This window comes from Methylobacillus glycogenes JCM 2850, from assembly GCF_000617925.1.
GTDB lineage: Bacteria > Pseudomonadota > Gammaproteobacteria > Burkholderiales > Methylophilaceae > Methylobacillus > Methylobacillus glycogenes.
Genome location: NZ_BAMT01000023.1, coordinates 1 through 10,843, shown reverse-complemented (window position 1 = coordinate 10,843; position 10,843 = coordinate 1). Strand labels below are relative to the sequence as shown.

10 protein-coding genes and 2 pseudogenes are annotated in these 10,843 nt (G+C 55.7%); 7 read left to right on the top strand and 5 right to left on the bottom strand.

Going from position 1 to position 10,843, the window contains the following annotated elements; translation table 11 throughout:
* Positions 1 to 277: 277 nt before the first annotated feature.
* Positions 278 to 844: a nitroreductase family protein gene (locus JCM2850_RS20080; protein ID WP_234406319.1), complete on the bottom strand. Its 567-nt coding sequence runs from the start codon at positions 842 to 844 to the stop codon at positions 278 to 280.
* Positions 845 to 1,032: 188 nt separating this feature from the next.
* Between JCM2850_RS20080 and JCM2850_RS15900 the strand changes: the two genes are divergently transcribed.
* Positions 1,033 to 1,251 (top strand): hypothetical protein, encoded by a 219-nt coding sequence (locus JCM2850_RS15900; RefSeq protein WP_159105194.1) that lies wholly within the window; start codon positions 1,033 to 1,035, stop codon positions 1,249 to 1,251.
* Between the two features lie 41 nt (positions 1,252 to 1,292).
* Here JCM2850_RS15900 and JCM2850_RS22130 read toward each other — a convergent pair whose 3' ends face one another.
* From JCM2850_RS22130 to JCM2850_RS22125, 3 genes and pseudogenes are all read right to left on the bottom strand, one after another.
* Positions 1,293 to 1,898, bottom strand: coding sequence for a peptidase dimerization domain-containing protein (locus JCM2850_RS22130; RefSeq protein WP_199898389.1), 606 nt, complete (start codon positions 1,896 to 1,898; stop codon positions 1,293 to 1,295).
* A gap of 95 nt (positions 1,899 to 1,993) precedes the next feature.
* Positions 1,994 to 2,239: pseudogene (locus tag JCM2850_RS24215) on the bottom strand (M20/M25/M40 family metallo-hydrolase); the annotation flags it as partial.
* The gene (locus JCM2850_RS22125) at positions 2,146 to 2,682 is read right to left on the bottom strand and encodes a zinc-binding metallopeptidase family protein (RefSeq protein ID WP_234406318.1); all 537 of its coding nucleotides are present in this window, start codon (positions 2,680 to 2,682) and stop codon (positions 2,146 to 2,148) included. The gene JCM2850_RS22125 and the pseudogene JCM2850_RS24215, both read right to left, overlap by 94 nt.
* 542 nt (positions 2,683 to 3,224) lie before the next feature.
* On the opposite strand from JCM2850_RS22125, the pseudogene JCM2850_RS23200 reads away from it, so the two are divergent.
* From JCM2850_RS23200 to JCM2850_RS15875, 5 genes and pseudogenes are all read left to right on the top strand, one after another.
* Positions 3,225 to 4,706, top strand: a pseudogene (locus JCM2850_RS23200) (MHYT domain-containing protein); the annotation flags it as partial.
* Positions 4,707 to 4,798: 92 nt separating this feature from the next.
* A complete protein-coding gene (locus JCM2850_RS23195) occupies positions 4,799 to 6,886 on the top strand; it encodes a PAS domain-containing hybrid sensor histidine kinase/response regulator (protein WP_234406317.1) in 2,088 nt (695 codons plus the stop codon).
* 14 nt (positions 6,887 to 6,900) lie between these two features.
* Entirely contained in the window at positions 6,901 to 7,611 is a 711-nt protein-coding gene (locus JCM2850_RS24345; protein WP_439645881.1) for a response regulator, read from the top strand.
* Entirely contained in the window at positions 7,530 to 7,961 is a 432-nt protein-coding gene (locus JCM2850_RS24340; protein WP_439645880.1) for an HD-GYP domain-containing protein, read from the top strand. Before JCM2850_RS24345 ends, JCM2850_RS24340 begins: the two co-directional genes overlap by 82 nt.
* Before the next feature lie 260 nt (positions 7,962 to 8,221).
* A complete protein-coding gene (locus JCM2850_RS15875; protein WP_025873106.1) occupies positions 8,222 to 8,458 on the top strand; it encodes a hypothetical protein in 237 nt (78 codons plus the stop codon).
* A 316-nt stretch (positions 8,459 to 8,774) separates the two neighbouring features.
* On the opposite strand, the gene JCM2850_RS15870 is transcribed toward JCM2850_RS15875, so the two are convergent.
* On the bottom strand, positions 8,775 to 9,860 hold the full coding sequence (locus JCM2850_RS15870) for a DNA topoisomerase IB (protein WP_025873105.1): 1,086 nt from the start codon (positions 9,858 to 9,860) through the stop codon (positions 8,775 to 8,777).
* 484 nt (positions 9,861 to 10,344) lie between these two features.
* Here JCM2850_RS15870 and JCM2850_RS22120 point away from each other — a divergent pair.
* Positions 10,345 to 10,843: hypothetical protein (locus JCM2850_RS22120; RefSeq protein WP_199898387.1), on the top strand; the 499-nt coding region annotated here is incomplete at its 3' end.

Genomic DNA, 10,843 nt, shown 5'->3' with positions numbered 1-10,843 from the left:
CCTGCGTTGCTCGGCTTGCATACATTCTTCTGGGTCACGCTCAAACTCGCTGCGCTCAGACAGTCGCGCGCCCTGATCCGATAAACCCTGCGCTACTCGGCGGGTCTAAACGGGAGGGAAAGTCAAAGGCTCCGGATCAAGTTGCCACACTGGTAAATAAGCTCGATTAATTTTGTCTGCATCGCCCGGCAAGGCGAAACAAGATCTCTCGTCAGCGGGGGCAGGGGTCAAGCCCCCCCGACCCTCCCCTCCCGCTATTACCCTCACAACAGGAGCCTCAGCGCCTCAAATCACTATCCTGCAAATCCAAACCCATCTCTAGCCACAAACTCCTGCACTGGCTTTCTCGGCGTAGGCTGCTCCCGGGCATGCAGGTCTGGCGGCAGGCTGTCCCTATGTGCCTGTTTGCCCACGGCAATGAAGATCTCAATATGGTAACCTCGGGTATTTGCAGCAGTTCCCGCGCTTTTTCTCTATCAAAACCGCCAATGGCATGGGTAATCAGGCCATCATGCACTGCCTGTAGGGAGAGGCTGGCCCAGGCTGCGCCTGCATCCAGGGAGTGGTTACGCAAGGGGCTGGGCTCGGTATCGCCAGCACGTACGTGGCTGGTCTTGGATAACAGCAGCAGCAAGGCCCCGGCATTGCTGGCCCAGCGGCGGTTGTTGTCATTGGTTAATTCCACAACCTGCTGCCAGTTGGCGCTGTCGGGTTTGAAGTAGATAAAACGCCAGGGTTGGGAGTTGTTGCCTGAAGGTGCCCATCTTGCGGCTTCAAACAGGCTGAACAGGGCTTGATCGCTGATGGTTTCGCTATTGAAGGCACGCGGTGACCAGCGTTGCAAAAAACGGGGTTGATGGGGTATTCCGGGGTACGCGATTCACTCATGATCATTCCTTATGGTTAAAAACTGGCCTTGTCTGGCCTGGCGGTTGACGCCAGCGCGGCAATGACTAGTCAGCGCAAGCACCATGCCAAAGCCGGGGCAGGGTGCTTTTGCACATAAAAAGAACTGAGAGTGATGCTATGCCATTGTCTACAAAGGATTTAAATCTTCTGCCATCAAAAAACGTATTTATTCTTCAGCGCCACTACTCCTTAGCGCTGCTGAATTTTCAACAGCAGACCCGGGCTGATGCACGCCAAGCAACACTCGCTCTGGGCACAATAAAAACGCCGCTCAACCTTGCGGGCTGGACGGCGCTCATGATCGCCTGCCCCTGCATGGCAAGGCAGGCGATTCCCCTTTAAATGAAGCGTTAGCGCTTTCTTCTGAATTAATGTGGTGTTGTTTATTCTGCTTTTTTCTTGATGCCATAACCCTTGTTGGCAAGGAAATCGACCACGATACGGCTAAAGGCTTTCTGGCCTATGATCAGCGCGTCATCATCCACCAAGAAGAAAGGTGAGTGGTTGGATGCAGCCTTGGCCACCGGGATATGCGGTGGCGTTACCGACAGGCCAAAAGCCAGTGCGGGCACGATTTTGCCAAAGGCCCAGAAATCTTCGCCAGCGTAACCCGAGGTGGTGCTGACCTTGAACGGTTTGTTGCCAGTGGCGGCGGCACTCTTGAGGCTGGGGATAACCTTGTCGACAAAATCAGGCTCATTAAAGCCTGCAGGCCAGTTGCGTGGATCAACCTTGAATTCGGTGTGCGCGCCATAGGCTTCGGCGATATGGGTGGAAATCTGCTCAAGACGTTTCAGTACATCATCACGCTGTCCATCAGATTTGGTGCGCAGGGTGGCATCCAGGGTGATGGATTCGGGGATGATGTTGTGGCGCTGACCACCATCCACACGGCCGACGCTGATGACGGGCGGGCGTTGGTTGACGATATCGGTATGACGGCTGGGAATCTGTTGCCAGGCCAGGATAATCTCGGCGGCAATCGGCACCGGTCTATACCGCGCCAGGGAGCAGCCCCGTGGGTTTGCGCGCCTATGATTTTGGCGGTGAAGTGATCAGAGCTGGCAGTCGTCGGCCCTTTGGCAATGGAAAGGCTGCCAGACTCACCCGCGCTCACGTGCAGCATAAAGATGGCATCTGGCCTGGGGTTTTCCAGTGCGCCTTCTTTTACCATCAGGGCGGCACCGCCTTCTTCTTCCCCGGGTGGGCCTTCTTCTGCGGGCTGGAAGATAAACTTCACGCTGCCTGCCAACTGCGATTTATGTTTGGCCAGCGCCTCGGCCACGCCCAACAAAATGGCGATATGCGCATCATGGCCGCAGGCATGCATGATGCCGACTTCATTGCTTCATACTCGCCCTTGGCGGTAGAGGCATAAGGCAGGCCAGTCTGTTCACGCACAGGCAGCGCATCCAGCTCTGAACGCAAGGCAATCACCGGGCCGGGCTTGCCGCCCTTGAGCACGGCGACTACGCCAGTCACGGCCACGCCAGTGCGCACTTCCAGGCCCAGCTTGCGCAGGCGCTCTGCCACCAGTTGGCTGGTGCGGACTTCACGATTACCCAGTTCTGGATGCTGGTGAATATCATGGCGCAGGGCAATGATCTCAGGCTGAATCTGATCCAGGGTCTGGTCTATGGCCTTGATCAGGGCGGAGTCGTTGGTATTGGCTGCCTGCGCAGTCACGCTGGCATTGAGGCCGGCTGCTAGTAACAGGGTCAGCAGGGTGCGATGCACGCTGTGATTCAGGCTGTGATGCACACGTTGATTCAAGGACTTTTTCATGTCTGGCTTTCGATTAGGGAAATGGCACCGCCGCTTGGCGCAGCGAATCGAGCCGGATCTGGGCCCCGCACCTGCCATGCGTGCCGGGCTCAGCACCGAACACTAGACATGGCAACATTCATACCAATCAGCGCCAAGGATGCGCATGAGGAAGATGGTTGTCAAAAACGCATTAATATCATGTACTTGAAGGCTGCACGTGCAGCGCAGGCCAAGTTTGTTAGCACTGGGCATTGCTGCCAGACCAGCAAGTGAAGCCGTCTACTGTTGCCTGGGCAGCAAATCAGCGTTAATTTCGCGGTATGGGTTTGGTGATATTGATGCTTAACAACTCATTAATGGCGGATTTAAGATAGGCAAGATAAGCAAAATGCTTCAAGAAATGACATCATAAGACGTAAAAATACAGAGCTTAAAAATACAGGCGCTAGCCATTAAGCTGGGTTTAGCCATCACCATTCAATCCGCCACTCATTGATTGATGGCCTCTCCAGCCAACTAAATACCAAATAACGCCAGATGGAATAGACATGGAAAACCTAGTGGCACGCTATATTTATCAAGGGGATGCAGGGTTGCCTTTGCTGCACGGGGAATATGACCCCTGGCTGGTGCTGCTTTCCTGCGCTGTTGCCATTGCCTCTGCCACGCTGGCGCTGCAATTGGTGCGGTTATCTGCCGGGCAGGGCCGTAACCCTCTGGGCAGGCGCATTTCCCTGCTGGCCAGCTCTTTGTCACTGGGCGTGGGCATCTGGTCTATGCACTTTATCGGCATGCTGGCGCATACCCTGCACACGCGTATCACTTACGACCCACTGATTACCACGCTCTCCATGCTGCCGGGCGTGCTTGCTTCTTTCCTCGCTCTTAATCTGCTGTTCTCGGGCAAGACCACGCTGCCCAGGCTGCTGGTCAGCGGCACCGCGGTGGGTGCAGGCATAGGCATCATGCATTACACCGGAATGCTGGCGATGAAAATGACCCCTGTGCTGCAGTTTGACCTGGGGCTGGTTGGTCTTTCAGTCGTGGTGGCTGTGGTGATGGCCACCTTTGCGCTGTGGGTGGGCATTTACCTTAGCACCCGCGGCACTTTGCCACCCTCCATGGGCGTGCCCCTGGGCGGCTTCTTCCTTGGGGGTGCCATCTCGGCCATGCATTACACTGGCATGGCTTCGGCCAGGTTTATAGGCACGCATGACCCTGCCTTTAAATTACTCAATGACCATTCTATGTCCATGGCGCTGAGCGTGACCCTGGTCACCGTGCTGATTGGTTTCTTGGCGCTTTCCATCAATGCCCTCTCGCGCTATAGGCAAATGCTGAGCACTTTGCAGGCCAGTGAAACCCGGCTCTCCACCATACTCGCCACCACGGTGGATGGCATTATCACGCTCAATACCCGCGGCATCGTGCTGTCGTTCAACAAGGCTGCCGAGGTGTTGTTTGGCTGGCGTGCCGATGAGGTGATAGGCAAGCACGTGGTGCTGTTGATTCCGGAGTTTCAGGGTGAAAGCCTGCTACAGCAGATAGACACTGACCGTGACCTGATAGGGGTGCACAAGGCGGGGCATCACTTTCCTATCCGTCTGGCAGTCGGCCAGGCCTCATTGCCAGAAGAAAAGCTGCTGGTAGGCTTTGTCAGTGACCTCAGCCAGCGTCATGCCATGGAAGCCGCCGTGCGTGAAAAAGATACCCAGTTGCGCACCATGATGAGCACCATGCCTGGCGTGGTGTTCCGCTGCCTGTACGACACCAACTGGAGCATGCTGCTGATCAATGACGCCGTCTACAACCTCACGGGTTGGTCTGCCGAGGACTTTTTGCAGGGTAGGCAGAATTTCCTTGCCATTACCCACCCGGAAGATAGCGCGCGCATTCTGGCAGAGGTTGAAGCAGCGGTGGGCAGCCGCAGCAATTACTCGGTGGAATACCGCATCTTCAACCGCAAGGGCGAGGAGCGTTGGGTTTCAGAATACGGCGCTGCGCAGTATGACGAGCTGGGCAAGCCCATCATGCTGGATGGCGTGATGATAGACATCACCGAGCGCAAGCACACCAATGCCGACTACGAAGCATCGTCAACGCCATTAATCTTTCCACCAGTGTGGCCGAGTTCAGCATTGATGGCTTTATTCTCGATGCCAACAGCAATTTCCTCAAACTGCTGGATTACACGCTGGAGCAGATACGTGGTCACCACCACTCGATTTTCTGCTCTGCCGCCGACGCCTCCTCTGAACGCTATAAGGAAAAATGGCGTGCGCTGCGCCAGGGTAAATTTGTACAGGGTGAATTCCTGCGCCTGGGCAATGCCGGGCGTCAGGTCTGGATACACGCGGCTTACAGCCCGGTATTGGATGTAGATGGCAAGGTCGCCAAGGTCATCATGTTCATGATAGACATCAACGAACGCAAACTGATGGAGCAGGATTTGCGCATTGCCAAGGAGCGTGCCGAGCAGGCCGCCAGCGTCAAATCCACCTTCCTGGCCAATATGAGCCACGAAATCCGCACCCCCATGAACGCCGTCATCGGCTTCAGCGAGCTGATGATGGATACCCCCATGGAGGAAACCCAGCGCAGCTATATGTCCACCATCAGCAATTCCGCCAAATCACTGCTACATTTGCTGAATGACATTCTGGACAGCGCCAAGCTGGAAAAAGGCATGCTGGAGCTGGAGATGATCAACTTCTCCATGACAGCCCTGCTGGACAGTATAGTCTCCACCCTATGGCTGCAAGCCCGGGGTAAGGGCCTGCAACTCAAGCTGGACTTGGCCCCTGAGGCCGCAGGCTATTACGTGGGTGCTGCCAACCGCATTCAGCAGGTGCTGACCAACCTGCTGGGCAACGCCCTCAAATTTACCGACAAAGGCTTTGTGCAATTACGGGTACGCCCCATGCACCCAGACCTGATACGTTTTGATGTCACTGATACTGGCATAGGCATTGCCGCCGACCGCCTGGAGCAGATATTTGAGCCGTTTACCCAGGCCGATGCCACCATGAGCCGACGCTTTGGCGGCACCGGGCTGGGCACCACCATCAGCAAACAACTGGCAGAACTGATGGGGGGGCAACTGACTGCGACCAGCGCCGAGGGTGAAGGCAGTTGCTTTACCTTGATCATTCCGCTCAAGCCAGGCGAGGCTCATCCACTGGCTGTCATCTCCAGCCAGCATACGCTACGGCCATTGCGCATACTGGTGGCCGATGATGTGAAACAAAACCGTGACCTGCTGCGCATCATGCTGGATAGACATCATCACGCGGTGACCCTGGTCAACAATGGTGCAGAAGCCGTGATGCAGTTCCGCAAGCAGGACTTCGACATTATTCTCATGGATGTGCAGATGCCTGTGGTGGATGGCCTGAGCGCCACGCGGCAAATCCGCGAGATTGAACATGCAGAACAGCGCAGCCGCACGCCGATTATTGCGCTGACGGCCAGCGTGTTGGAGGAAGACAGAATAGCGGCACGTGAAGCTGGCATGGAAGGCTTTGCCAGCAAGCCTGTGGATATTGAGCACCTGACACTGGAAATGCTGCGCCTGATCGGCAGCCCTGGGCATCCTGCCCCTGCGATACTGGCTCAAGTGCCCCTGCCCAGCGCCGATTTCAGCCTGCAACGGGGCGTTGCACTCTGGGGCGATGAAAGCGTGTATTACCATGAATTGCAGCAATTCGTGCAACAGCACTTGCGCCATATCGACAGCATTGCCATGGCTGCGCGCAACGGCGAAAGCCTGGCCCTGCGCGAGCTGACTCATGCAGGCAAGGGCGTTGCCGCCAACCTGGCGCTGACCCGGCTGTGCCAGATATATGGTGAGTTTGAGCATGCCGCCATGGCGGAGGATGTGGATGCCTACCCGGTATTACTGGGGGTGCTGCAAGAATCCTGGCATGCGCTTAACGAGGCGGTGGCCAAATTGCACATTGATGACGATGTTGCAGAGCACAGTGGTGAACCCGAGTCCATTGACCAGCACGCTCTGGCACTGCAATCGCTACAGGCCTTGCGTGCAGCCACTGCCGAAGCCACGCTGGATGATGCCCTGCTCAACACCTTGCTGAAACAGGCACCACTGAGCTGGCAGGCCGAATTGCGTGTGATTGTCGGCATACTCAATGATTTTGAATTTGAAGAAGCCCTGATCAAGATAGACCAGCTGCTGAGCCAGCAAGCGTAAGGAAACATTTCATTATGACCTCAACAACAACGCCCACCTCTGCCAGCGATCAAGACGCCCTCTCGCCACCCTCCATCCTGGCCAGCCTCTCCAAGCGTTTGCCGCCCAGAATATTGATTGTCGATGATGAGCCATTCAACCTCAAGGTGCTGAAGAAAATCCTGCAGGATGATTACCGCCTGAGCTTTGCCAAAAATGGCCCGGATGCGCTGGAACTGGTGGCCAAGGATCAGCCCGACCTGATTTTGCTGGATGTCATGATGCCAGGCATGACCGGGCTGGAAGTCTGCAAACAACTGAAAGCAGACCCCAGCACCCAGGCCATTCCGGTGATATTTGTCACCGCGCTCAGCGACGAAACCGATGAAGCAGCAGGCTTTGCCTGCGGCGCGGTGGATTACATCAGCAAGCCAGTCTCACCCGCCATCGTCAAAGCCAGAACCCGTACCCAGCTTTCGCTGGTGCGCGCTGAAGACCTGCACCGCACGCATCTGGAGCTGATACAACGCCTGGGCCGTGCTGCCGAATTCAAGGATAACGAAACCGGGCTGCATGTATTACGCATGAGCCACACCTCGCGCAGGCTGGCACTGCAACTCGCTTTAGCGCCGAGTTTGCCAATGACCTGCTCAATGCCGCGCCCATGCACGATATCGGCAAGATTGGCATTCCTGACTACATCCTGCTCAAGCCCGGCCGTCTGGATCAAGCAGAACTGCAACTGATGCGTCAGCACCCGCAGATAGGCGCCGAGATTCTTGATAGATCGTCCTCAACCCTGATACAACTGGCACGCTCGGTAGCGCTTTATCACCATGAGCGCTGGGATGGCAGCGGCTACCCAGCCGGAATCAGTGGCGAAGCCATCCCCATAGAAGCGCGTATTGTTGCCGTGGCGGATGTATACGATGCCCTGACCAACAAGCGCCCCTATAAAGAGGCCTGGAGCGTAGAAGCCGCCATCGCCGAAATAGAAACCCAAAGCGGCAAGCATTTTGACCCGCAAGTGGTAGAGGCACTCAAGACCTGCCTGCCTGACATCATTGCCCTCAATGCGCAATGGCAGGAGTTATAGGCAAGACAGGCAAGAGAGCAAGCAGCTAGCCTGAACCCTGCTACTCGCTGGCAACTGCGCAGCTCAACGCCCTGGCCAAGGCTCTAGCTAACTCAATGATGCGCTCTATTCTCAGTACGTCCACTCAGGCAAATCCCCGTTAGGCTGGCTGACGGATTTGTCAGCCTATTCCTACAATATTCTCAGCCCCTGACCACTAAGCCTTACTGCCGAGTTTGCCTAGAATGGCAAGCATTCCAATTCATCATGCAGGAGCCCATATGTTTGCCAGGGATATTGAGAAATCCATTTACGATAGCCAGCAAAGCCTGGAAGTGCTGAAAACACTAAGAGATGATATTTCAGCCTATGCCAAGGTGCTGACTGTGGATGACGTGCTGGATTTGATAGACCAGCGCATTTATGCGGCCAACCGCCAAGAGCGCAGCAATATCCTGGCTTTCAAGCTGGATGCTCACCTGCCACGCCAGATCAAGGCAGCGATGGTGAACACTTAGCACAGTAATTGAGCAATAGTATTTGATTGTCTCAGGGTTGAGTTTTCACTGCTTAGGCAAAGTCATTATCCCCCCCGAAAAAATGACATTTGATGGACTGACACCCTTCTTCTCCGCTAGAGATTAGTGAAGACGATAACCTTGAGACGCAAAAACAAAAAAGCTGGCAGTTCAAATGCTAGCTTTTTTGTTTTGTAGCGTTCAAGCATTGAGTGGCTAGTCATCAGGCATTTTTCATGGCGATACTGCTGCAAATACTAGATTTCAATTGTTGTGAGACAAGCCCACCAAATCTCCCGCCAGTCGCATCAGCTTGCTAGACCTTATACCCCTGCAATAACTCCAACACCTTCTTCTCCGCCAGCGCCAGCTGCTCCCTCTCATCTTCACCTGTGCCAGCGGCAAATGCTTTCCCCAGCAGATAGGTTTCTATAATCGCCGGGTGCACATAGCATTTACGGCAAATGGTCGGCGTATTCCCCAGCTTGCGTGCAGCGGCGGTAACGGCTGCCATCACATTCTTCTTGGCCTCGCTGTCATTGGCAGAAGGCTCACATGCCGACAGCGCCATAAAGGTATGCACCGTGCCTGACCAGGTGCGGAAATCCTTGGCGCTGTAGTCGCGGCCGCTGATTTCCTTGAGGTAATCGTTCACCTCGGTGGAGCTGACGGCGTGACGTTGGCCGTCTTCATCCAGATACTGAAACAGTGCCTGGCCGGGCAGTTCCTTGATGCGGCGCACTAGTCTGGCCAGTCTGGCATTTTGTAGTTCAATGGCATGCTCTACACGGCTTTTGCCCTTGAAGTGAAACACCAGGCTGCCGCCCTTGATATCCACATGCCGATTGCGCAGGGTGGTGAGACCAAATGACTGGTTGCTGCGGGCATATTCATCATTGCCCACGCGTATCATGGTTTGCTCCAGCAGAGCCACCACCAGTGCCAGCACTTTGTGCATATTGAGGCCGGGGCGCGCCAAATCTTGCGCCACGCGCTCGCGGATGAGGGGGAGGTGCAGGGCAAAATCCACCATATGCTCAAACTTGGCCTGATCGCGCACTTTGCGCCACTTGGCGTGATAGCGGTATTGCTTGCGGCCACGCGCATCAATACCAGTGGCCTGCAAATGGCCATGGGCATGCGGGCAAATCCACACCTCGCGCCATGCTGGGGGGATAGCCAGTGCCTTGATGCGCGCCAGCACGTCGGCATCGCGCACGGGCTTGCCCTCGCTATCAATATAACGGAAGCCCTTGGCTGCACGCTTGCGGCCCAGGCCGGGGCTGCTGTCCTGCATGTAGCGCAATTTGGCGCTTTTGGCGGAAAGCAACATATCGCCATGCAACTCATCGCTGAGCGTGGCATTGAGTAGCTGGGTACAGGGGTCAGGCTTGGTTGACATGCTGGCTGAGGCTCCTGGGCTAAAGTCATGATTGATACTGCGCTGGCAAATAGCTTGATTCGCAATGCCTGCTGTGAAAATGACCGATGTCGGGGTGAAAAAGTGCCGCGTCTGGGTTAGGGCTGCAAGTGTTGTTCATTTGACTTGAATGGCCGCGCATCAGCATCAGCACTCACGCCAGGCAGCGTTGCTATGGCGCTGGCATGGCTTTTCCTACAACAAATCGGCTGAATCACCTACAAGGGCGCTGCTCCGCGCCAGCCATGCAACTCTCTCGCTGCCACCACTGTGATGCCTGTAAGTAAGCTTTTGGAAGCCTGAGGGCGGCTTTGTCCGACAGGCATTTAGGACTTGGGACGAATGACCATAGCCGCAGGCAGGCCTATAAACATGCTTGAAGCACAGGCAATTTCTGTCATGAATTTTCAACCATGTATTTTTGCATTAAGCGCCTTCAACAGCGCCTTACATAAGGAGCAAGAACATGAGAATAAAAGCCATCGTCTTACTGATTGCCGCCTTTTCTTACCCTGCCGCAGCCGCCTGGGTAGATCAACCGATTATTGTGGCGGGCGGGGTAGGTACCGGGGCCACCGGGACTAATACTGGTACAGGCACGACTGGTACAGGCACGACTGGTACAGGCACGACTGGTACAGGCACGACTGGTACGGGCACTACTGGTACGGGCACTACTGGTACGGGCACCACTGGTACGGGCACCACTGGTACGGGCACCACTGGTACAGGTACTACCGGTACAGGTACGGGCAGCAGTTCAACTGGCACCTTTAGCTCAGGTTCTGGCGCTTCTGGTACGGGTACATCCGGCACTGGTACTGGCGGTACAGGTGCAGGAGGTACGGGTGCGGGTACTAGCGGCACTGGTGCAGGCACAGGTGGCGGTACTGGCGCAGGCACAGGTGGCGGTACTGGCGCAGGCACAGGTGGAACGGGTGCAGGTGGCACCGGAGGTACAGGCG